Below are 24,419 nucleotides of genomic sequence, written 5' to 3'. Positions count from 1 at the left end.
AAAATACGTTACGCTTTTTTTAAATTAATTTCAACTCAATCAATTAGATAAATAAACTATTAGAGGTCTGATGTGTGAAACCGAGAATAATTCTCGGTTTATGGCGCAGAGCGAGAAAACAACTATACTGTATATTTATACACCAGCATACTATCAAGGATTGATAAAAGATGTCTTCACCATTTTTACAAATGATTGCTGAGAAAATGAATACTCAGCGTTATGCAAAGCGCACTATAAATACCTACCTCTACTGGATTAAAGGCTATATTAATTTTTGTCACAAAACTCACCCCAAGCAGTGTGGTAATGAAGAGGTGGAAGAGTTTCTAAATTATCTTGCCAATCAATTACTAGTGGCACCAAAAACACAAGCTTTAGCACTAAATGCTCTAGTTTATCTTTATAAACAAGTATTAGGGTGCCCGTTATCAATCAACCTAAATTTTAATAAATCAAAAAACTCACCCAACCTACCAGTAGTGTTAACACAAAATGAAGTTAATGAGCTACTTAACGCAGTAGATTCCAATCATTCACTAATTTGTCGTCTCATGTATGGTTCAGGCTTACGGGTAATGGAAACTGTCCGGTTACGAGTTCACGACATTGATTTTGATTACCATACCATTCAAGTATGGCGAAGCAAAGGTGGGAAAAACAGGCGAGTGACCTTAGCGCCTGAACTTACCTGTGAATTAAAAACCCAAATCAAACTCGCTCGAGCATTATTTGAGCGCGATAGAATCAGTCCAAGCTATGCAGGGGTTTGGTTACCTAATCGTTTAGATAGAAAATACCCAAATGCCCCTTTTGAATTTGGCTGGCATTATCTATTTCCGTCACAGCGATTAAGTACTGAGCCACAAAGTAACAACGTTAGGCGTCATCATATTGATGAAACAAGACTTAGAAAAGCGCTGAAAACAGCGGTCGCTAAAACCACGATCGAAAAACGTGTCACTTGTCATACTTTACGTCATTCATTTGCCACCCATTTATTACAACGAGGGGCTGATATTAGAACGGTACAGGAACAATTAGGGCATACAGACATCCGCACCACACAAATTTATACCCATGTTATTGAACAAGGGGCAAATGGTGTTCGTAGTCCGTTATCCGATCTTTATTCAAATGAGTAAGATAAAGATTAAAGAAATGCTATGAGTGCATGTTGTATTTCACATAATAACAGCACTATGTTTGAGCTATCCTAGTTTTTTCGTTTCAATAAAAAAGGCCATGCATTGCTGCATGGCCTCTTAGTATTCTATTTTGAGTCTAAATTATAACAAACTAGAAAGAATGGTATTTAAGGTTTCACTCGGGCGCATTGCTTTAGACGCTAAATCAACATCTGCAAAGTAGTAACCGTTGATATCCATCGCAGGACCCTGTGCATTATTTAATTCAGTCACAATTTTTTCTTCTTGCTTAGTCAATGCTTGAGCAACCGCAGTAAATGCTGTTTTCAATTCTTCATCTTGCGTTTGCTCAGACAAGGCTTGTGCCCAATACATGGCTAAGTAAAAATGAGAACCACGGTTATCTAATTCACCTACTTTACGTGATGGTGACTTATTCTCATCTAAAAACTTACCTGTGGCCGCATCTAACGTATCAGCTAATACTTGCGCTTTCGCATTGCCAGTTGTTGTCGCTACATGCTCTAGTGAAGCTGCTAATGCTAAAAATTCCCCTAATGAATCCCAACGTAAGTGGTTTTCTTTGTTGAACTGTTGCACGTGCTTAGGTGCACTGCCACCAGCGCCTGTTTCAAACAAACCACCGCCGTTCATTAACGGTACAATAGACAACATTTTTGCCGATGTGCCCAACTCTAAAATTGGGAATAAATCGGTTAAATAATCACGTAATACGTTACCAGTGACAGAAATCGTGTCTAAGCCGTCTTTACATCTTGCTAAGGTAAATTTACACGCTTCTACCGGTGCTAGAATACGAATGTCTAAACCACTGGTGTCGTGGTCGGCTAAATAAGTGTTCACTTTTTTGATCATTTGCGCATCATGACCACGGTTTTCATCTAACCAGAACACAGCAGGCGTATTGGCGGCACGAGCGCGCGTTACCGCTAATTTAACCCAATCTTGAATTGGTGCATCTTTTGCCTGACACATACGGAAGATATCACCTTGCTCAACCGTTTGTTCAATCAACACATCACCGTTGGCAGCTACTACACGTACCTTACCATTTGCAGACATAGTAAATGTTTTATCGTGCGAACCGTACTCTTCCGCTTTTTGCGCCATTAAACCAACATTAGGAACTGTACCCATAGTAGTTGGATCAAACGCACCATTTTCACGACAAAAATCAACAACAGCAGAGAACACCCCAGCATAGTTGCGATCTGGGATCATAAACTTAGTATCTTTTTGCTTACCGTCTGGACCCCACATTTGGCCTGACGCACGTAAAGCCGCTGGCATTGACGCATCAATAATCACATCGCTAGGTACGTGTAAGTTGGTAATGCCTTTATCTGAATCTACCATTGCCATTTCTGGACGAATTTCATAAACCGCATTTAAATCAGCTTCAATTTCTGCTTTTTTATCTGCAGGTAAACGCTCAATTTTTGCGTATACATCACCAATACCGTTATTGGCATCAACACCTAATTGTTCAAACGTTGCAGCGTGTTTTTCAAACACATCTTTGTAAAATACTTTAACGCAGTGACCAAACATGATCGGGTCAGACACCTTCATCATGGTCGCTTTTAAATGCAATGAAAGTAATACATCTTTCGCTTTCGCGTCATCAATTTCTTTAGCAAAAAAGTCCACTAATGCTTGCTGATTCATTACTGAAGCATCAATCACTTCTTTATCTAATAACGGTAAGTTTTCTTTTAATACTTTCACATCACCGTTATCTGCAACAAACTCAATGTTAACTGACGTTGCACCGTCAATAGTGACTGACTTTTCACTGCCGTAGAAATCACCTGACTCCATATGCGCAACATGTGATTTTGAATCTTTTGACCATGCACCCATTGAATGTGGGTTTTTCTTCGCATAGTTTTTCACTGAAGTTGGCGCACGGCGGTCAGAGTTACCTTCACGTAATACTGGGTTAACCGCTGAGCCTAATACTTTGGCATAAGTTAATTTAATTGACTCTTCTGCTTCATTTTGTGGCTCAGCTGGGTAATCTGGTAAGTTATAACCTTTTGCCTGAAGCTCTTTAATTGCCGCTTGTAATTGCGGTATCGACGCTGAAATATTCGGTAATTTGATAATATTTGCTTCAGGTGTTTTCGCTAATTCACCAAGCTCAGCTAATGCGTCATCCATACGTTGTTCAGGGGTTAAATACTTCGGAAAATGAGCAATAATACGACCCGCTAAAGAAATATCACGTGTTTCCACATTGATACCTGACGAAGCAGTGAACGCTTGTACTATGGGTAATAATGAATGCGTAGCGAGTGCTGGCGCTTCATCGGTAATGGTATAAATGATTTTAGACGATTCTGTGGTCATTTTTTATCCTACTTTAATCAGCGAGTATGCAATAAAATGAAAATTAAACCACCAAATATGGGACATTATTCACTTTATTTAAAAAAATATTAGCGCGCGCATAGTATAGGAATTCAAAGCACATTAAAATAGGCAAGATAAAAACTCATTAAGCAAAATTTTGGTAATACTCTGTGGCATTTCAACGTAACAAAGGCACAATAAGACACCAAGCACATCGCAAACAAAAGGTACGACCAGTAGTAAAAGACCGAAAGATCGTGCTATTTAACAAACCTTATGATGTCTTAAGTCAATTCACTGATGATGAAAATCGTCAAACCTTGAAAGATTATATTCCAATCAAAGAGATTTATGCTGCGGGGCGATTAGACAAAGATAGCGAAGGCTTATTACTACTTACCAATGATGGGGCATTACAGCATGAATTAGCGAATCCAAAGAAAAAAACTGCAAAAACCTACTGGGTACAAGTAGAAGGAGCTCCTAACGAAGACGATTTAAACAAGCTACGCAAAGGTGTCACTCTCAAAGACGGCTTAACTAAACCCGCTAAAGTAAAACAGATACAAACACCTAATGTTTGGGCACGCACCCCACCCATTAGAGAACGCGCTAACATTCCAACAACTTGGCTAAGTATCAGCATCACCGAAGGCAGAAACCGTCAAGTCAGGCGTATGACAGCCCATATTGGCTTTCCTACCCTAAGATTAATCCGTTATAGTATAGGCAAATATACCATAAACGGTATTGATAATGGCGACTACAAAGAGATAACTGATGACAACCAATAACCACCACGGTGAGCAACAATTTAAACCCAATACCACAGTAGCTGTTGTCGTGCATTGCCAAGGAAAGTTTCTCTTGGTCGAAGAATTAGAAAATAACCAACAAGTGTATAATCAACCGGCTGGCCATCTTGAAGCAAACGAAAACCTGATCGACGCAGCCAAACGCGAATTATATGAAGAAACAGGGCTTGATCTTACCCCCAACTACTGTAGCGGTATTTACTACTTTCACCGTCCAGAACTTAGCTTATACTTCTTACGTTTTTGTTTTGTGATAGAACTGGATGCTATTGCTGATACCGCCCCACAAGATGAAGAAATTATTGCAACACACTGGTTAACACTTGAACAAATTCACGACAAACAGGCACAATTACGAAGCCCTATGGTGCTTAACTGTATTGAAGATTACCTTAACGGACAAAAAATCGACATCCGTTTACTAAAATCTAACCTTTAAAGTCACATCTAACACTATATCCCACTAAAACACCGTGCTATAATTTTGCGCCTTTTTATCAAGACCTGAATTTAGTTAAATGTCATCAAACGAGCAATTAGTAGTAAAAGCCCCTGAAGACACCAAAGTAATTGTTGGTATGTCTGGCGGTGTTGACTCTTCTGTTTCCGCCCACTTGTTAATCGAACAAGGCTACCAAGTGGAAGGCCTGTTTATGAAAAACTGGGAAGAGGATGACACCGATGAATATTGTGCCGCCGCTGAAGATTTAAAAGACGCGGAACAAGTGTGCCAGAAATTAGGCATTAAATTACACACCATTAATTTTGCGACAGAATACTGGGATAACGTATTTGAATATTTTCTTGCCGAATACAAAGCAGGACGTACCCCTAACCCAGACATCATGTGCAATAAAGAAATTAAATTTAAGGCATTTTTAGAATTTGCATGTGAAGATTTGGGTGCTGACTATATTGCGACAGGTCATTATGTGCAACGCGAATTTCGTGATGGCAAATGGGTGATGTTGCGTGGTTTAGATAATAATAAAGATCAAAGCTATTTTCTTTATACCCTCAGCCACGAACAAGTTGGTAGAACCCTATTCCCAGTCGGTCATATCGAAAAGCCACAAGTAAGAGCCATTGCAGAACAAGCTGACTTAGTCACAGCGAATAAAAAAGACAGCACAGGCATTTGTTTTATTGGTGAACGGAAATTTAAAGATTTTCTACAGCAATATTTACCCGCGCAACCAGGTAAAATTGAATCGGCAGAAGGTGAAGTGATCGGTGAGCATGATGGTTTAATGTATCACACCTTAGGCCAACGAAAAGGCTTACGCATTGGCGGTTTAGCCAATGCGGGTGAAGCGCCTTGGTATGTGGTAGATAAAGATTTAGAGCGCAATGTATTAATTGTAGGCCAAGGCCATGACCACCCTCGGCTGTTTTCCAAAGGTTTATACGGTAACCAATTACATTTAGTGAATAGAACACCATTAACCGCTGCAATCACTTGCACGGTAAAAACACGTTACCGTCAGCAGGATGTCAAATGCACACTAACACCTGACAGTAACAACCCTGAAGCATTTACCGTTATGTTTGATGAGCAGCAAAGCTCAGTGACACCAGGACAATCGGTAGTATTTTATCAAGATGATGTTTGCCTAGGTGGCGGCATTATTAACACGTTAATTCGTTAAATCTTTTAAAGGTTATCTTTTTATATGCATCAACTTGATGAACAAACGATCACATTAGCAGCAGTTTGCCAAGTAGCAGAGCTAGTACAGAAGCTGGCACGCAAAGGACAATCAAACGATGAAGAATATGTCTGCTTACTCAATAGTATCATGATCACCTCCCCGCAAAATACCTTAGAAGTATACGGTGGAGATATCGCTAATCTTCGTATTGGCTTACAAACGTTAATTACTCATTTAGGCAATAAAGCAAAAGCAAAAGATCCAGAAATCACTCGATATGTGGTGAGCTTATTAAGCTTAGAGCGGCAACTAACGAAAAAAACCAAAAAGCTCAACGAATTAGGCGAACGTATTGAACAAAGTCAACGTCAATTGGCGCACTATGATATTAACAGCGATACGTTAAACGCCAGTTTAGCCAGTATTTACAGTGATGTTATCAGCCCTTTAGGCACACCAATACAAGTAGCGGGTAACCCTGAAATACTGAAACAATCAATTAACCAACATAAAATTCGCGCCTTATTATTGGCAGGCATTCGTTCTGCAGTATTGTGGCGTCAAGTTGGTGGTAAAAGACGTAATATTTTATTTTCACGTGCAAAAATTGTTGCCTGTGCTGAGCAGTTGCTCAAGCAGATTTAACGTGGAAGAAACAATTTTTATTAAACAATTTGTAAGTTAACTCAATTAGGAACTTATTATGGAACTTTCAGCTTTAAGTGCAATTTCACCAGTCGATGGTCGTTACGGCAGTAAAGTCAAAGCACTTCGCCCTATTTTCAGCGAATTTGGTTTAATTAAATACCGCGTCACGGTTGAAGTACGTTGGTTACAAAAATTAGCGACAACAGGTGACATTACCGAAGTTCCAGCGTTTTCTGCCGAAGCAAATGCCCTATTAGATGCAATTGTAACGAATTTCAGTGAACAAGATGCTATGCGCATTAAAACCATTGAAGCGACTACCAATCACGACGTGAAAGCCGTTGAATATTTCTTGAAAGAACAAGTTGCTGATAACCAAGAGTTAAACGCAGTAACGGAATTCATTCACTTTGCCTGTACTTCTGAAGACATTAACAACTTATCGCACGGCTTAATGTTAAAAGAATGTCGTGAACAGGTGCTATTACCTGTGATGGATGAAATTTTAGCCGAGCTTAAAGCTTTAGCCGTTGAATACCAAGCCATTCCTATGATGTGTCGTACTCACGGTCAACCTGCTTCACCATCAACTATGGGTAAAGAATTTGCTAACGTTTATGTGCGTTTAAAGCGCCAACGTGATCAAATCGCCAATGTTGAGTTATTAGGAAAAATTAATGGTGCTGTCGGTAACTATAATGCTCACCTTTCAGCTTACCCTGAAGTGAACTGGCACAACTTTGCACAAGAGTTTGTTGGTTCTTTGGGTTTAACTTGGAATGCCTTTACCACGCAAATCGAACCTCATGATTATATTGCTGAATTATTTGATGCCGTTGCCCGTTTTAATACCATTTTGATCGACTTTGATCGCGACGTTTGGGGTTATATCGCTTTAGGTCACTTCAAACAAAAAACCATTGCAGGTGAAATCGGTTCATCAACCATGCCACATAAAGTTAACCCGATTGATTTTGAAAATTCAGAAGGTAACTTAGGCATTGCGAATGCACTATTTGCTCATTTAGCACAAAAATTACCAGTATCTCGCTGGCAGCGTGATTTAACAGATTCAACGGTATTACGTAACTTAGGTGTTGGTTTTGGCCACTCGTTAATTGCTTATGCAGCAACATTGAAAGGCATGAGTAAGTTACAAGTCAATGAAGCAGCATTACTTGCTGAGCTTGATCAAAACTGGGAAGTATTAGCAGAGCCAGTACAAACAGTAATGCGTCGATATGGTATTGAAAAGCCATATGAAAAATTAAAAGAATTAACCCGTGGTAAGCGTGTAAACGGTGAATCAATGCGTGAGTTTATTGATAACCTTGAGCTACCTGAATCAGCTAAAGCGTCTTTACGTGAAATGACACCGGCAAGTTATATAGGCCGTGCGGTTTCTTTTATTGCTGAACTAGACTAATCACTGATTGAGTCTAATAAATAAAAAGGAACCTTTGGGTTCCTTTTTAATTTCTGCGATTAATATGAGTAGACATTGGAATAACACATGACTAATGAAATTAATTGGGGCGATCTTACCCCAGAATTGTTCTTAAAAGAGTATTGGCAAAAAAAGCCTTTGTTGATCAAAAATGCCTTACCTGGCTTTCAAGGATCTATTGATGCCAATGAATTAGCCGGTTTAGCCATGGAGCAAGAAATTGAATCTCGTATCATCTCAAAACAACCCGATAATAAGTGGCAAGTTTCGCATGGCCCTTTTGACGATTTTGAACAATTTGGCGAGCAAAACTGGACGTTATTAGTGCAGGCAGTGAATAACTGGTCTCGTGAAACCGATCAGTTAATTTCATTAGTCAATTTTATTCCTCGCTGGCGTGTAGATGATGTCATGGTAAGTTTTTCAACCCCCAATGGTGGCGTTGGTGCACATCTCGATCAATATGATGTTTTCATCATTCAAGGGGAAGGCAAACGTAGATGGCAAGTAGGTTTACCTGATAGCTCATTAGAGACGTTACTGCCGCACCCCGATCTCAAACAAGTCAGTGATTTTACTCCCGTCATAGATGAAGTGACCGAAGCTGGTGATCTACTTTATATTCCACCTAATCACCCTCATAAAGGTGTTGCCCTTGAAAATGCGTTGAACTTTTCCATTGGTTTTCAAGCGCCTTCTAGTCAGGATTTATGGTCAGCTTTTGCTGATAAACTGATTGATAACAACCGAGGCGAATTTCGCTTTGCTGATAAAAACCGGCAAGTCACTGCTGAGCCAGAAATTCTCTCTAACGATGATGTCAAAAGCTTAACGGACTTTATGCTCAATGAAGTAAATGACTCAACATTTTTCCCATTATTTATTGGCCAATACTTAACTCAAAGTCATCATACCTTAGAACTGTTGATCCCGATGGAGCCTTTTACAAACGAACAAGTAAAAGGGTTTACAGAAGATAACAGTATCGAGTTTTTGCCTGTTTCTGGCATAAAATCATTGATCAGCCATACACCTAGCAGCAACTTATTCATCAATGGTGATGTTTTTCAACTTGAAGAAGAAACGCTTGAATTAGGAAAAATTTTAGCGAGTAGTCAGCCTTTGACAATGGAGCAAGCAAAAAGTTTCATGGGTTGTTTGAAAAATAACCAATTGTTAACTACAGTTTTAAATAAGGGTTACTGGTATATAGATTAATTAAATGTCATTTAGTATTTGTCAGGTTCAATGGGAGCAAGCAGCTCCCTTGCTGAGGAATGTCAGAGAAAAAGTCTTTGTCTGTGAACGGCGTATTCCCAAAAGAATTGAGTTTGATAAAAAAGATCGTCACGCCTACCATATGTTAGTGTGTGATGATGTCTCGCAAGAGCCTGTTGCGACAGGCCGCATTTTATCGACGGGTGAAATATCACGTATTGCGGTATTAATGTCTTATCGAAAAAAAAATGTCGACCAAATCGTCATGAAAGGTTTATTAGCGATTGCAAAAGATCTAAACCTAGATGAAGTCTTTATCTACAGTCCGTTAGAGTCAGTGAACTACTTTAGAAAATTCAATTTCACTAGCGCTGGTGCGGTATTTATGGAAGCAGGAATGCCAAGGCAGCGCATGGTGTGCGCTGTTGAACAAATTAAACAAGCTAATTACTACCTCACTCATTAATTATAAGTAAGGTAGTAGCACAACATTTACTGCCAAATTTTATCTTTACTGAACAAATCATACAGACTTTCCGCACGATTAATTAAATACTCAGCAAACTCTGTTTGTGATTGGTTGTTTGAGGTCAAGAGTTTATCTGCCTGCATCTGCCACTTTAACGAAAAATGCCGCACAACTTCACGCGCATCATTGGCAATGTTACTGTCTGCAAAATCACTCGGCGCATCACCGGTGATCACCCAAACAGATGATTCATCTTCTAAGGTAAAATTCCAAACTGAAATGAGTGGCACGAGGTAACGGCCGTCATCTTTATTTATGCTTTTGGTGATCATACCTTTACTGGCAAGAAACTTTGTCGCAGCTTGGCATTGCATTTTTAGCCAATGCTGCTGTTCTTGCTCAGACATTTCAACATCTTTAGTCATTGTTATTATTTTCCTTCTGCTTTAATTAGCGACTACTAGGAGTGTCATAGGCTATAAAAGTTATTGAATTTAAACAAGGATTAATCATGTCCAGTAGCACTTTGGCAAGTGTATATTTTTAGAAACAAAATGCAGATCAAATTCCATCATTATTTTGTCTGACTTGCTAGCTATCCCCTATTCTTAATGGTATTGTGCGCAGCAAGAAATATTACAGCTATTACTACATTTTTGTACTAATCTAACCACGGAGATTAAACAGTGGCATTTTTCGATTTAGTAGATTTTGACGATCATGAACAAGTTATGTTTTGCAGTGACGCAAAAACAGGGTTAAAAGCAATTATCGCAATACACAGTACGGCACTTGGGCCTGCTGCTGGCGGTTGTCGTTTCTGGGATTATGCTAACGATGAAGCGGCAATCACAGATGTGTTACGTTTATCACGTGGTATGACATATAAAAATGCCATGGCGGGCTTAAAACTTGGTGGCGGGAAAGCCGTAATTATCGGTAACCCTGAGTTAATTAAATCAGAAGAGCTTTTTAAAGCATTTGGTCAAGCGGTCAATAATGCAAATGGTCGATATTACACTGCTGAAGATGTCAATATTACCACTGGTGATATGGCAATCGTAAATCAAGTGACAGACTATGTCGCAGGTTTAGACGGTAAAAGTGGTAACCCAGCCCCATTTACTGCTTTAGGTACGTTTTTGGGTATCAAAGCCGCGGTTAAATTTAAACTAGGTAAAGATGATCTAGCAGGTGTTAAAGTTGCAGTACAAGGCTTAGGTAGTGTGGGCTATAACCTATGTGAAAAACTTCATGCAGCCGGTGCGGAGCTGATCGTAACGGACATCAACCAAGAGGCATTAAATAAAGCAGCTGCTGAGTTCAATGCCAAGGTTGTTGGTCTTGACGAAATATACTCACAAGATGTTGATGTCTATTCTCCTTGTGCCCTTGGTGCATCTATTAACGACGACACTATCCCGCAATTAAAAGCATCGATTGTCGCAGGTTGTGCAAACAACCAACTAGCACAAGCAAAACATGATCAAATTTTAAAAGATCAAGGTATTTTGTATGTGCCTGATTATGTCATTAATGCCGGTGGTATTATTAATGTTTCATTAGAAATCTACCCTGAACCGTATTGCGCAGAAGAAGCAACCCGTTTGGTTGAGAAAATATATGACACATTAATGACAGTATTTGAAAAAGCCGCTGAGCAAGATAAACCGACAGGTTTAGTGGCTGACGAAATGGCAAGAGAAATCATTGCTAAAGGCGGCAAGTAACGCCTAACGTCTTAATTGACACCGTTTAATCTAACAAGCATTAAGCGGTGTTAATTTATCTAAGTCTCTCCTGTTATCCACTAAGTTACCCCCCCAGATTCGTCTATTTAATACGGTGAAATAGCTACTTTAAACTATAGCTTTCAACTGTACATACCAGCATAGTAAGCAACTATATCATCGACATCAGTTCAGCTTCGCTTATATCCGCTAACACGGTTCAAACCTCAATATTACATTTTACTTTTAGCAAGTACGCAAATTAAACGGATAAAATTACTACGTACTGAAATAGTTAAACTGTCATTAAAAAGCATTTAAACCTAGAGAATATATGATAAATCCTTTATTTACTCGGCAATCTACTTATATAATATGATGAACTCTAATGTTTTGACGTATAAATGATAATGAACAAAATGAATTCCAAAATTAACCCTTATGTATTTTTAACGTCAACGATAATAATCGCCTCACTATTAGTGTTTGCTGTTTTTTTTCCTCAAACTATTAATGAGATTTTTTCAAAAGTTCAATCCAATATTACCACTAATGCCAGCTGGTTTTATGTGCTAACCGTGGGGATCATTCTTGGTTTTGTTATTTACTTAAGTATGTCGAGATTTGGCTCAATCAAACTAGGACCGGATCACGCAACCCCCGAATATAAATTATCGACTTGGATATCCATGTTATTTGCTGCTGGCATGGGTATTGGTTTAATGTTTTTCGGGGTAGCAGAGCCCATGATGCATTATTTATCCCCCCCTACGGCAGATAAAGGCTCACTTGAAGCCATTAAAGAAGCCATGAAAATTACGTTTTTTCATTGGGGATTACATGCCTGGGCAATATACGCCATTGTTGCATTGATCTTGGCGTACTTCTGTTATCGTCATGAGTTACCGCTGACCTTAAGATCAGCACTTCACCCAATTATTGGTGATCGTATTTATGGCTGGCCTGGCCATATTGTCGATATTTTTGCGGTAGTCGGCACAGTCTTTGGTGTCGCAACCTCACTTGGCTTAGGTGCTTCGCAAGTCAATGCGGGTCTAAATTACATATTTTCTGTTGATATCAGTAACAGCAATCAATTAATTATCATGCTAGTGATCACTGCGCTAGCATCTGTTTCTGTTGCCACGGGTTTAGATAAAGGCATTAAAATATTATCTGAAATCAATATGCTGCTAGCCATTGCGCTGCTTGCATTTGTTTTTATCTTAGGACCAAGTGTGTTTTTACTTAAAGCCTATGTACAGAACATTGGCGGTTACCTATCAGATATAGTCTCAAACACCTTCAACTTATTTGCCTATGAAAAAAAGGATTGGATCGGTGGTTGGACAATATTCTATTGGGGCTGGTGGTTAGCTTGGGCACCATTTGTTGGGCTATTCATTGCCCGTATTTCAAAGGGCAGAACCATTAGCGAATTTGTCTTTGGCGTATTGGTTGTGCCAACGGCTTTTACCCTGTTATGGATGACAATATTTGGCAATGCCGCCATTTATCAGGCGGTAGAGCTTGGTATCGATAATTTAGGCACTATGATAAACGCTAACTCAGCTGTTGGCTTATTTGTCTTTTTAGAGAATTTTCCATGGTCAACCGCCCTGACAGGGCTTTCCCTGATAATGATTGTCATCTTCTTTGTCACCTCATGTGACTCTGGTGCTATGGTCATCGATATGCTTTGCTCGAATGGCAACAGTGATACTCCCGTATGGCAACGCTTATTTTGGGCGATAAGTGTTGGTGTAGTTGCTGCAGTGCTAAGCTTAGTGGGCGGATTAGATGCCTTACAAACTATGACTATAGCCAGCGCACTCCCCTTTTCAATCGTATTATTAGTAGCCTGCTTTGGCTTGATCAAAGCATTACGGATCGAATCTGCTAAACGCGACAGCTTACAATTGAATGCCGTGCCAACCAATTACTATGATGATGCGGATAATTGGCAAGAAAAATTACGCAATATCCTGTCAACGCCAACCAAAAAGAGTGTTGACTCGTTTTTAAATACTCGGGTTAAAAGAGCCTTTACCAAAGTAAAAGCACAGTATGAAGAAAACGATATAAATGCTGAAATTACTGCAACACCAACCGGCATAGAGTTGAAAGTATTTCATGGCGATGAGCATGATTTTATCTATGGAGTGCATAAGAAAAGGCACTTACAGCCGGATTTTAATCCCGAGGATAATAATGATCCTGACAGTTACTATCGTGCCGAGGTGCATTTACTAGAAGGTGGACAAGATTATGACATTATGGACTGGTCTGAAACAGCTGTGATCAATGATATTATTGATCAATACCAAAAGCACATGCACTTTTTACATTTGTTAAGAGAATAGCTAACTTGGTATTAGCTATTCTGATTTTGGCTAGTGCCGTCGTACATTGCATTAAGCTCTAGTACTGGGGCGGCATCTAGTTCGTTGGCATCCATCATAGTGGCAATACGTTGCATCGATGAAAGCAACAATGATTGTTCCCAATCAGCTAATTCACGAAACTGTTTGATAAAGCTTTCTTGTAGTAAACGCGGTGCATCAACCAGCGACGTTTGACCCTTTTGGGTAAGAAACAAACTGACACGGCGCTTATCTTCTGAGCTTCTCACGCGTTCAATTAAACCACGGCTTTCCAATCGATCTAAAATGTTAGTGACCGTTGCCGCACTTAAGTTGATTTGTTTCGCTACCTGACTCGCTGTCACCCCTTTGGTTTTATCGATTTCTTGTAAAATCAATAATTGCGGGCCAGTTAAGCCAGACAATTTATTTAATTGTTTTGAATGTAAATCAATGGCGCGGATCACTTTTCGAATTGAAACTAATAATTCTTCGTATTTTTCCATATCGATATAACAAGTATTGATTATTTAACTAATTGTAACATTAAATTAGTTAAGCAAAACATAATAATAGCCTAATTTATCAGGGCAATTTTTTTAACTGCTTACCCGTCTAACTCTTGCAATAATACTTCAATTGGGTGTTTGGTGTTGACCTGACTCAATCGCTTTACTTGTGAACGACAAGAATAGCCTGTAACCACTATCTGCTCTGGTGCTAACGGTTCAATGCTAGGTTGCCAGCTTAACTGATAAAGCCCTTTCGAGTTCGCCAGATTGCTTTGCTCGTGACCATAAGTGCCCGCCATACCACAGCAGCCCACAGAAACATTGTCTAATTTCAGACCAAAAAAGTTAAAAATTTCTTGCCATTGTTTTTCACTGCCTGCTAACGCAGTTTTTTCCGTACAATGAGCAAACAACTTATAAACCGTAGAATTTTTCGGCGTATATTGTTCATTATGTATTTTTTGGTGATCGATCACAGATAATAGCCACTCATGGGCAAGTAGCACCTGAAAGTCTCCACGTTGCTTTCCTAGTGCTTGCTGATATTCGTCTCGATAACACAAAGCTAATGAGGCATCCATCCCCACCATAGGGATCGCTAATTGCTGTAATTGGTTTAAGAATGCCGCCGTTGATCGGGCTGTTTTTGCAAAGCGTTTTAAAAAGCCTTTAACATGCTGTGGCTTACCATTGGGTTTGAACGGGATCAATACAGGTTTAAAGCCCAACTTTGCAATCAGCAGCATCATACGTTCAACCACACCAGCATCGTAAAACGAAGTGAATGGATCTTGAACAATAAACACATAATCTTGCCGCTGCTCTAACGACATTTGTTCAAACTTGCTTAATTCAAATGGCTCAAAACCATGGGTTTGCGTGCGCGAAGATAAGGTAGGCACAGACAGTAACGGGGTATCTACATACCCGATAGTCGCTTTAGACGCCTTTTCATACACACCACTTGCTAAAACACTGTTCACTAATTTTGGCGCTTTTGCCATTAACGGTGTAAGCGTTTCAACATTTGCCACTAAGTGATCTTTTAATGGTCTGAAATATTTAGCATGATATAAGTTAACAAAACGTGCGCGAAAATCAGGCACATCAACCTTGATAGGACATTGACTGGCGCACGCTTTACACGCTAAACAACCTGACATGGCTTCCATTACTTCATGAGAAAAGTCGTCCTGATTGGCTTTGGTCAGTTTATTTTTCACTTTATCAAGTAATTGTTTTATCGACCAACCATTGACTTGCTGCTCAAGTTGCAAGACATCTATGCCTTTGTTTTCCAATAATCTTAGCCATTCACGCATCAAGCCTGCTCGACCTTTCGGCGAATGACGACGATCTCGGGTAATTTTACTCGACGGACACATAGGGCTGGTTGCATCATAATTAAAACATAAACCATTGCCATTACATTCCATCGCCGACTTAAATGACGATTTCACTTGAATAGGGATTTGTCGATCAAACGTGCCGCGCTTAGTGTCATCAACAGACACTAGTTGCTCATCAGAATCAATTGGCGTACAAATTTTTCCTGGGTTCATTTTATTGAGCGGATCAAATACCGTTTTAATTTTTCGCAGCTCAGTAAATAATTCGTCGCCAAAAAACGCTGGCCCATATTCACTGCGATAGCCTTTACCATGCTCTCCCCACATTAATCCGCCATACTTAGCGGTTAATGCCACCACTTTATCAGAAATCTCCCGCATGATTATTTCTTGCTTAGGATCGCACATATCAAGAGCAGGACGCACATGTAATACCCCTGCATCCACATGGCCAAACATGCCATAATGCAGTTGGTAACTATCTAGTAACGCTCTGAATTCACTAATAAAATCGGCTAAATTTTCAGGAGGAACGGCAGTATCTTCAGCAAATGCTAACGGCTTTTGCTCTCCTTGAGTGTTACCGAGCAAGCCAACCGCTTTTTTTCGCATCCCATAAAGCTTATTAATGCTAACGAGATCTGAAGTCACCTGATAACCAATCACCCCAGTCTTGTCAGCAATATCCTGATCAAGTTGCGCCGTTAACTGAGCCACTTCACTTGCTAACGCCTCTGGGGTTTCACCGTTATATTCAACGATGTTAATACCATCCATCACTTTATCTGGTACTTCGGTGATCAAATCACTGACTGAATGCCAGACGATATCTTGTTTAGCAAGATTTAATACCTTTGAATCGATAGTTTCAACCGACGTTGCATTAGCCGCGACTAATGTTGGCGAATGACGCAGTGCTGAATCAAAACTGTCATACTTAATATTAATTAAGGTTTTCGCCTTGGAAATAGGCGTTAAATTCAGTTTTGCCTCGCAAACAAACGCTAAAGAGCCTTCTGAGCCAGTAATAAGTCGGCTTACATCGATTGTCTGTAAATCGTCACTGACCGCATGCTCAAGATCATAGCCCGTTAAAAAGCGATTTAAGCGAGGAAATTTCGCTAATATCTGTTCTCTTTTATCAATACTCGTTGATAATACCTGCGCTAATATTCGCCCTAAACTCGTGTCTTTGCTTGCAAGCTCTTTAGCTTGAGCAATAGCTAACGGCTTTGTTGACAGCAGTTCACCATTGGCTAATACCGATTCAAGCGCTAGCACGTGATCAGATGTTTTGCCATACACTAACGAACCTTGGCCGGATGCATCAGTATTGATCATACCGCCTATCGTGGCGCGATTACTGGTGGATAAATCAGGTGAAAAGAAAAACCCGTATGGGCGCAAATAATCATTCAACTGATCTTTCACCACACCAGCTTGTACTCTGACCCAATTTTCTTCAACATTGATCTCGAGTATGTGGTTCATATATTTTGACATATCAACCACAATACCTGGGGTTAAACTTTGGCCATTAGTGCCCGTTCCGCCGCCTCGAGCACTGAACTTAATCGATTGATAGCAGTCTTGATTGGCAAGTTCGGTGATCACTTGCACATCTTGTGTATTACGAGGATGTAATACAAGTTGCGGTAATTGTTGGTAAATACTGTTATCGGTAGCAACCGCAAGTCGCGCACCATATTGCGTGCTAATATCACCGTGATAAGAAAGCGAGGCAAGTGCTTGAGCAAATTTTTGATACAGTGGCGCAATAAGTTCTTGTGGATCTAACCGAGGAAACATAACAACAATATAAACAGCAAATTAAAAGTGCTGGCAGTATATCACTGCTATGTTTGAAATTTTAGCGTTGAAGCGAGAAAGCTTAAGAACTTTTTTGACTAAATTACTCACTTCACACGCTAAGCTGATGTGTTTAGCTGCGCGATAGCGCTTGCCATTTTTCGATTGAGGCAGGATCGCCATTTTTAGATTTAATGTACAAGTTCAATAAACGTAATTCATTACATTGCTTTTCTTCTGTTGGCTGCGCCAATATTTCTATTAATTGAATACCCTGCACTTGTAATGTTTGCTCAAACGCGGCTTTAAACTCAGCCACCGTATGAGTGCGATAGGCTTGTCCTTGATACCCTTTAACTACACTATGCACATCAAAATCGGCATCATTACAATGGTAAATACTTGAATCACCACTTTTACCTAGATGAAACACATTATTTCGCATATAGATAATAGTGACATTGGTTCTGTCTTTTAAAAAATGGATCATTTCATTTAACTGAAAATGAAAACCACCATCGCCAATAATAACAACAGCCCTGTCTTTATCACCATTTTCTTTGATACGTTTGGCGACTACACGAGCATAGGGTAATGCCGTTCCCATAGCACCGTACCAAGGGTTAGTTAACCAGGCACGGCCTAAGCTACTTTGCTTCACCGTTAAGCTATAGCTAGTAAAATACGAATTCCCTACTTCCGGTAAATAAACAAACGGGGTTTGATGCTCAGCTTGTAATTGATTAAGCGTATCGGCAAGGTTATTAAAATCAATCGTCTCATCCTCAGCTAAGACAACAGGTGCTGTTGTCTTAGGCTGTTGAAAATCGAAACGCTTGATATCCGCTTTAATTAAATGTTCAAACACTTCAACAATATCACGCTCTAACACCGTACCGCCTTTAAGCAATGTACGGTTACTTAAGCTTTCTATTTTATGGGTGCCAGTGCCAAACGCGGTATTAGTATCTTGTGCGTAAATGCTGGTTGCTACATCGAGGACATAATCAACTTGGCTGTCGATATACTCACCACCAGCCGTTTGAGTAAATACGCCGTTATAAGCACCAAGCGCTAACGGATGATATTCATCAAAAATGCCTTTGGCAAACCAACTGGTGGCAAAAGGAATATTAAATTTTTCGGCAAATGCGAGTATTAATGCCTTTAACTTATCATTATGTTTAAGCTTATCGCCCAAATAAAGCATGGGGGCTTTTGCTTCATTAAGCTTTGAAATCACCTTTGTGGCAATCAATTCACTACCACACAAAACGTTATCGCCCCAGGTGATCTTTTCAACCGATTCGGGCAGTTTTAATAATTGTGTTTTAGCAAAGACTAAATCGCGTGGCACTTCAATAAATACTGGTTGCTTAGTTTTATACGCTTGAGCAACTAAATGAAAAAAGCGATTACCTGCCACGTTCGGCTGACTACTCGCACGATCACCTTGCAAGCGCTCCACTTTCATCCCTAGTGCTGCAAAGGCATTTAACGCATTATCATATTCGGTTTTCCATGACGCATTAGGATGGACGGTATGGTGAATAGCTTGTTGATGCACTTCCACTTCCCCTGGTGCACCAGAGATAAATACTACGGGTAAACCTTCTGTTACCGCTAATGCCGCCGCACTGGCGCAAGGTAAGCTACCAACGGTATAAGTGGTTAAGCAAAAACCTAAACCGTCAATTTCAGCTTGAGCACAGGCTGAAAAACCCGCGTGCATTTCATTACTTGATGGGCATATATCTAATCGTTTTTCCATTGCCGCAATTAAGTTGGCAGCAAAATCCCCACCAACACCATAAATACTTTTACCACCAAAAAATTCAATTACGTCGGCCATGACACTGCCTAATACCGGCAAGCTGTCGTTGTAGTCTTTACCAAAATTTAATTCATATGATGTTGTCATTTAAATTTCCTAACCAGTAGGTTCTAGTCAAATAATGACAGCACCTTAAAACCTCACTTCACTTTGTGTTGTGATCAAGATCATAATTTGCTGCTAAGGCAACTATTTAGTTTTTCTCCTATTGTCATTAAAAATGTACAGTAAATGTAAAGCTAAAAATCACAAAAAAAAACCTCACAGCCAACGGCAAGTGAGGTTTTAATGCAAAAGTATTTGGGACGATTAATTAGACGGGTATTGCTCTGCTAAATATAACCAAGTCGGTAAAACCGTATCAGGGTTTAATGACACACTATCAATACCCTGTTCAACCAACCAGGCAGCTAAATCTTCATGATCTGATGGGCCTTGACCACAGATACCGACATATTTGCCCCGTGCCTTACACGCTTTAATTGCCATCGCTAATAATGCTTTAACTGCAGGATTGCGTTCATCAAATAAATGAGCGACTAAGCCTGAGTCTCTGTCTAAGCCCAAGGTTAACTGGGTTAAGTCATTTGAGCCAATAGAGAAACCGTCAAAATGATCCAAGAATTGATCGGCTAATAATGCATTAGACGGCAATTCACACATCATGATCACCCGTAAGCCATTTTCACCACGTTTTAAGCCGTGCTCTGCCAAAATTTCAATGACAGCTTGCGCTTCTTCCAAGGTACGAACAAACGGGATCATCACCTCTACATTGGTAAGCCCCATGTCATTACGTACTCGTTTAATTGCTTCACACTCAAGTGCAAAACATTCTCTGAAATCTTCAGAAATATAACGAGACGCACCACGATAGCCCAGCATAGGGTTTTCTTCTTCTGGCTCGTACTCTTCTCCACCAACTAAGTTGGCATATTCGTTCGACTTAAAATCAGACATACGAACAATCACTTTTTCAGGAGAATAAGCAGCAGCTAAGGTGGCAATGCCTTCGGTTAATTTGGCAATATAAAATTCTACCGGGCTGCTATATCCGGCCATATAATCATTAATTTCTTCTTTTAACTGATCAGATTGCTGATCATAGTTAATCAGCGCTTTAGGATGAACACCGATCATTTTGTTAATAATAAATTCTAATCGCGCTAAACCTATACCGGCATGTGGTAGTTTGGCAAAAGTAAATGCACGATCAGGATTACCAACATTCATCATAATTTTGAGTGGTAACTCTGGCATATCATCAACGGTAGATTTAGTGACGGTATATTCAAGTAAGCCCTGATAAATATGACCAGTATCACCTTCGGCACATGAAACGGTAACTTCGTCGCCGGTTGCAATTTTACTGGTGGCATCAACACAACCGACTACTGCTGGAATGCCCATTTCACGCGCAATAATTGCCGCATGACAGGTTCTGCCGCCGCGGTTAGTCACAATCGCTGACGCTTTTTTCATAATAGGTTCCCAATCGGGATCGGTCATATCCGTAACTAAAACATCACCCGGTTGAATTTTGTCCATTTCATCGAGAGAAGCAAGTACTTTAGCCTTTCCACTACCTATTTTATGACCAATCGAACGCCCCTGACAGACGATATTGCCGGTTGCTTGTAACTGGAATTGTTCCATCACATTACCACTTTCACGGCTACGAACCGTTTCAGGACGTGCTTGAACGATATAAAGCTTGCCATCAAGACCATCTTTTGCCCACTCAATATCCATTGGACGTTGATAATGCTTTTCGATAATAACCGCTTGTTGTGCTAACTGTTGTACTTCGCTGTCGGTTAATGAAAATTGATTAGATAATTGTTGGTCAACATCGACAATTTCCACTTGTTTGCCGTGCTCTTGCGTATCGGTATACACCATTTTGATCGCTTTTGAGCCGATATTTCTTCTAACTACCGCTGGGTTCCCGTTAGCTAGGGTTGGCTTATGAACATAAAATTCGTCTGGATTAACCGCCCCTTGTACCACCATTTCACCAAGGCCGTAACTTGAAGTAACAAATACCACATCTTCAAAGCCTGATTCGGTATCAATTGAGAACATCACACCTGATGATGCAATATCACTACGCACCATACGTTGAATACCTGCTGATAAAGCAACGCCACGATGGTCATAGCCCTGATGAACACGATAAGAAATCGCTCGATCGTTAAATAATGACGCAAACACATGCTTAATTGCCACCATCACAGCATCAAAGCCACGCACATTTAAGAAAGTTTCCTGCTGACCAGCAAAAGAAGCATCTGGCATATCTTCTGCTGTTGCTGACGAACGCACAGCAAATGATGCATCGTCTGAGAACTCACCTGCTAATTTGGCATATGCTTGCTCAATATCTTGCTGCATTTGTGGTAAGAATGGCGTATCAATGATCCACTGACGAATTTTTGCACCACATTCAGCTAATGCATTCACATCACTGACATCGAGTTCATCGAGCAGTTGATGAATTTTGTCGTTTAAACCACTTTGCTCTAAAAATTCGTTGAATGCGAACGACGTTGTAGCAAAGCCTCCTGGTACTTGTACACCCACATTTGACAGGTTTGAAATCATCTCACCTAGTGATGCATTTTTTCCACCAACACGGTCGACATCACTCATTCCTAATTCTTCATACCAAAGTACGTTTTCTTGCACGACAAAATCTCCACTTAGGATAAATATAAATTAATAACTATTAGCTTAATCATCTAATTCAATCATTTAACTAAAAAATTAAGCTAATTGCTATCTTTGTGCTAGCAATCATTTTACACTGCTAATGCAATAAACTAAAACACATTTAGTAAGTTTTCATAGTTGATTTCACACTTTGATATATTTAAAGGAATTTTCATGCGTACGGCTTTTTATGTCTCAGATGGCACAGCAATCACTTCAGAAGTATTCGGTCATGCCCTTTTATCTTTATTTCCTATTCAATTTGAACATGACACCATTGCCTTTGTTGAAACCGTGGAAAAAGCGCAGAAAACCAAAGAACGAATTAATCGTGTAGCCAAGCATACAGGTGAAAAACCCTTAGTATTTCATACCTTTGTAAACCATGAAATAAGGGAAATTATTGATAGCAGCGATGCCATTATTTACAACTTCCTCGAGCAATTTGTTGCTCCATTAGAAAAACAATTAGGTGTCAGCGCTAAGCCAAAAGCCCACCGAACGCACAGTATCCACGAAAATAGTTATGATTATCGTATTGACGCAGTCAATTACTCTCTTGCTAATGATGATGGTTCTAATGTCTCTAACTACGAACATGCGGATGTGATACTGGTCGGTGTTTCTCGTTCGGGTAAAACCCCTACGTCACTTTATCTCGCTTTGCAATACGGCATTAAAGCCGCAAATTATCCGTTTACCGATGATGATATGGATGAGCTGAAACTGCCGAGTTTTCTCGTCCCTCATAAGAAAAAACTCTTTGGTTTAACCATAGATGCCCAACGATTAATCGATATTAGAACCGGTAGAATGGCCAATAGTAAGTACTCTTCCGCCAGACAATGTAGAATGGAAGTAAGAGAAGTTGAAAGACTATATAAAAAAGAAAAGATCCCATTTTTAAACACAACCAAACTTTCGGTTGAAGAAATAACCGCCAAAATATTAAATGAAACTGGATTGCAACGATACAAATACTGATCTGGTATAAGTAATTTTAAGAATAACTGGCAAAACAGTTCACAATACCAATGTTTTTCTGTATGTTAGCGCGATAAATTTGTGTTGTTGTGTGAACGCTCGCGCAACTCAAGAAAAGTTACTTACATGACCATCAAAACAGATGAATTTAGAACGACACTGATAGAGAATCTAGTGTCTCCTGCAGAACTTGCCGAACAAATTCCACTCTCGGATGAAACAGCAGAGTTTATCATTAATAGCCGAAAAGAAATTGAAGCCATTATTAATGGTGACGATGACCGTTTGTTAGTGATCATTGGTCCTTGTTCGATTCACGATACTAAAGCGGCTGTTGATTACGCTAAAAAGCTCAAACAATTGCATGATAAATACCGCGAAGATTTATTAATTGTGATGCGAGTTTATTTTGAAAAACCTCGTACTACCGTTGGTTGGAAAGGTTTGATCAGCGATCCTGATTTAGATAAATCATTCCATGTCGCCAAAGGGCTTAATTTAGCGCGCAGCTTATTAATGGAAATTAATCAACTGGGCTTACCTGCCGGTACTGAATTTTTAGATATGGTGACAGGACAATACATTTCAGATCTTATTTGTTGGGGAGCTATTGGCGCCCGCACCACAGAAAGTCAGGTACATAGAGAGTTAGCTTCAGCACTTTCATGCCCAGTCGGCTTTAAAAATGGTACTGACGGTAATATTCAAATCGCCGTTGATGCCATCAAAGCATCAAGTGTTCCTCATGTGTTGTACTCACCAGATAAAAGCGGCCAAATGTGTATTTACCAAACCCATGGTAATCCACATGCACATGTGATTTTACGAGGTGGTAAAACCCCTAATTATTCGCCAGAAGACATTGAGCAAACAAAAGTCAATTTATCAAAGAATGAGATACATTCTGGCATCATGGTCGATTGTAGTCATGGTAATAGCTACAAAGATCATACAAAGCAAATTGATGTTGCTCAAAGCATTGCCGAGCAAATAAAACAAGGTCAGCAAAGTATTTCCGGTGTGATGATCGAAAGTTTTCTGGTTGAAGGCAAACAGCAAGTATTAGCTAATCAAGCATTAACCTACGGTCAAAGCATTACCGATGCCTGTGTTGATCTTAACGTCAGTGAACAAATGCTTGTGTTATTAGCAGATGCCGTTAAGCAAAGTCGTCAATAAAAAAGCGTTAAAAATTGAACATTTTAACCAATATTCGATAACCGCTCTCGCTTTACAACACATTGATAACTGCGCATTATCAATGTGTTGTAAAGAGTGTTATGCCACCCATTCATTAACAAGCGCTGTTGCTTGTATACATTACTTCACTTTAGAATACCCTCAACATAAAAT

18 protein-coding genes are annotated in these 24,419 nt (G+C 39.8%); 12 read left to right on the top strand and 6 right to left on the bottom strand.

What is annotated here, in order from left to right:
• Nucleotides 1-170 precede the first annotated feature (170 nt).
• Complete coding sequence (locus IV514_RS17255; protein WP_206486568.1) at nt 171-1,145, top strand: integron integrase; 975 nt, start codon at nt 171-173, stop codon at nt 1,143-1,145.
• Between the two features lie 144 nt (nt 1,146-1,289).
• Here the strand turns inward: IV514_RS17255 and IV514_RS17250 are convergent, their stop codons facing one another.
• Nucleotides 1,290-3,521: an NADP-dependent isocitrate dehydrogenase gene (locus IV514_RS17250; RefSeq protein WP_206486567.1), complete on the bottom strand. Its 2,232-nt coding sequence runs from the start codon at nt 3,519-3,521 to the stop codon at nt 1,290-1,292.
• A gap of 200 nt (nt 3,522-3,721) precedes the next feature.
• On the opposite strand from IV514_RS17250, the gene IV514_RS17245 reads away from it, so the two are divergent.
• The 7 genes from IV514_RS17245 (at nt 3,722) to IV514_RS17215 (ending at nt 9,770) form a co-directional block, all read left to right on the top strand.
• The gene (locus IV514_RS17245) at nt 3,722-4,318 is read left to right on the top strand and encodes a pseudouridine synthase (RefSeq protein ID WP_346776945.1); all 597 of its coding nucleotides are present in this window, start codon (nt 3,722-3,724) and stop codon (nt 4,316-4,318) included.
• Nucleotides 4,305-4,778, top strand: coding sequence for an NUDIX hydrolase (locus IV514_RS17240; protein WP_206486565.1), 474 nt, complete (start codon nt 4,305-4,307; stop codon nt 4,776-4,778). The genes IV514_RS17245 and IV514_RS17240 overlap by 14 nt, the downstream gene beginning before the upstream one ends.
• 79 nt (nt 4,779-4,857) lie before the next feature.
• Nucleotides 4,858-5,988 (top strand): tRNA 2-thiouridine(34) synthase MnmA, encoded by a 1,131-nt coding sequence (gene mnmA, locus IV514_RS17235; RefSeq protein ID WP_206486564.1) that lies wholly within the window; start codon nt 4,858-4,860, stop codon nt 5,986-5,988.
• A gap of 24 nt (nt 5,989-6,012) precedes the next feature.
• A complete protein-coding gene (gene hflD / locus IV514_RS17230) occupies nt 6,013-6,636 on the top strand; it encodes a high frequency lysogenization protein HflD (RefSeq protein WP_206486563.1) in 624 nt (207 codons plus the stop codon).
• 58 nt (nt 6,637-6,694) lie between these two features.
• A complete protein-coding gene (gene purB, locus IV514_RS17225; RefSeq protein ID WP_206486562.1) occupies nt 6,695-8,065 on the top strand; it encodes an adenylosuccinate lyase in 1,371 nt (456 codons plus the stop codon).
• An 87-nt stretch (nt 8,066-8,152) separates the two neighbouring features.
• Complete coding sequence (locus tag IV514_RS17220) at nt 8,153-9,304, top strand: cupin domain-containing protein (protein ID WP_206486561.1); 1,152 nt, start codon at nt 8,153-8,155, stop codon at nt 9,302-9,304.
• A 4-nt stretch (nt 9,305-9,308) separates the two neighbouring features.
• Nucleotides 9,309-9,770 (top strand): GNAT family N-acetyltransferase, encoded by a 462-nt coding sequence (locus IV514_RS17215; protein ID WP_206486560.1) that lies wholly within the window; start codon nt 9,309-9,311, stop codon nt 9,768-9,770.
• Between the two features lie 26 nt (nt 9,771-9,796).
• Here the strand turns inward: IV514_RS17215 and IV514_RS17210 are convergent, their stop codons facing one another.
• Complete coding sequence (locus tag IV514_RS17210) at nt 9,797-10,198, bottom strand: DUF4826 family protein (protein ID WP_241242453.1); 402 nt, start codon at nt 10,196-10,198, stop codon at nt 9,797-9,799.
• Between the two features lie 261 nt (nt 10,199-10,459).
• Between IV514_RS17210 and IV514_RS17205 the strand changes: the two genes are divergently transcribed.
• Both IV514_RS17205 and betT read left to right on the top strand, forming a co-directional pair.
• Nucleotides 10,460-11,503 carry a Glu/Leu/Phe/Val dehydrogenase gene (locus IV514_RS17205; protein ID WP_206486559.1) on the top strand — a complete coding sequence of 348 codons (1,044 nt, stop codon included), beginning with the start codon at nt 10,460-10,462 and terminating at the stop codon, nt 11,501-11,503.
• A gap of 410 nt (nt 11,504-11,913) precedes the next feature.
• Nucleotides 11,914-13,866, top strand: coding sequence for a choline BCCT transporter BetT (betT, locus tag IV514_RS17200; RefSeq protein WP_241242452.1), 1,953 nt, complete (start codon nt 11,914-11,916; stop codon nt 13,864-13,866).
• 11 nt (nt 13,867-13,877) lie between these two features.
• Here the strand turns inward: betT and IV514_RS17195 are convergent, their stop codons facing one another.
• From IV514_RS17195 to ppsA, 4 genes are all read right to left on the bottom strand, one after another.
• On the bottom strand, nt 13,878-14,372 hold the full coding sequence (locus tag IV514_RS17195; RefSeq protein ID WP_206486557.1) for a MarR family transcriptional regulator: 495 nt from the start codon (nt 14,370-14,372) through the stop codon (nt 13,878-13,880).
• Between the two features lie 101 nt (nt 14,373-14,473).
• Nucleotides 14,474-17,536 (bottom strand): FAD-binding and (Fe-S)-binding domain-containing protein, encoded by a 3,063-nt coding sequence (locus tag IV514_RS17190; RefSeq protein WP_206486556.1) that lies wholly within the window; start codon nt 17,534-17,536, stop codon nt 14,474-14,476.
• 133 nt (nt 17,537-17,669) lie between these two features.
• Nucleotides 17,670-19,457, bottom strand: coding sequence for a thiamine pyrophosphate-dependent enzyme (locus tag IV514_RS17185; RefSeq protein ID WP_241242451.1), 1,788 nt, complete (start codon nt 19,455-19,457; stop codon nt 17,670-17,672).
• Nucleotides 19,458-19,679: 222 nt separating this feature from the next.
• Nucleotides 19,680-22,058, bottom strand: a complete 2,379-nt coding sequence (ppsA, locus tag IV514_RS17180) for a phosphoenolpyruvate synthase (protein WP_206486555.1) — start codon at nt 22,056-22,058, stop codon at nt 19,680-19,682.
• A gap of 198 nt (nt 22,059-22,256) precedes the next feature.
• Between ppsA and IV514_RS17175 the strand changes: the two genes are divergently transcribed.
• Both IV514_RS17175 and IV514_RS17170 read left to right on the top strand, forming a co-directional pair.
• The gene (locus IV514_RS17175; protein WP_206486554.1) at nt 22,257-23,066 is read left to right on the top strand and encodes a pyruvate, water dikinase regulatory protein; all 810 of its coding nucleotides are present in this window, start codon (nt 22,257-22,259) and stop codon (nt 23,064-23,066) included.
• 126 nt (nt 23,067-23,192) lie between these two features.
• The gene (locus IV514_RS17170; protein ID WP_206486553.1) at nt 23,193-24,245 is read left to right on the top strand and encodes a 3-deoxy-7-phosphoheptulonate synthase; all 1,053 of its coding nucleotides are present in this window, start codon (nt 23,193-23,195) and stop codon (nt 24,243-24,245) included.
• Nucleotides 24,246-24,419 lie beyond the last annotated feature (174 nt).

Origin of the sequence: Thalassotalea sp. G2M2-11 (assembly GCF_017168195.1) — a bacterium.
Lineage (GTDB): Bacteria > Pseudomonadota > Gammaproteobacteria > Enterobacterales > Alteromonadaceae > Thalassotalea_E.
Note: the sequence above shows the minus strand (reverse complement) of the source record. Positions and strands in the feature narration are given on the sequence as shown.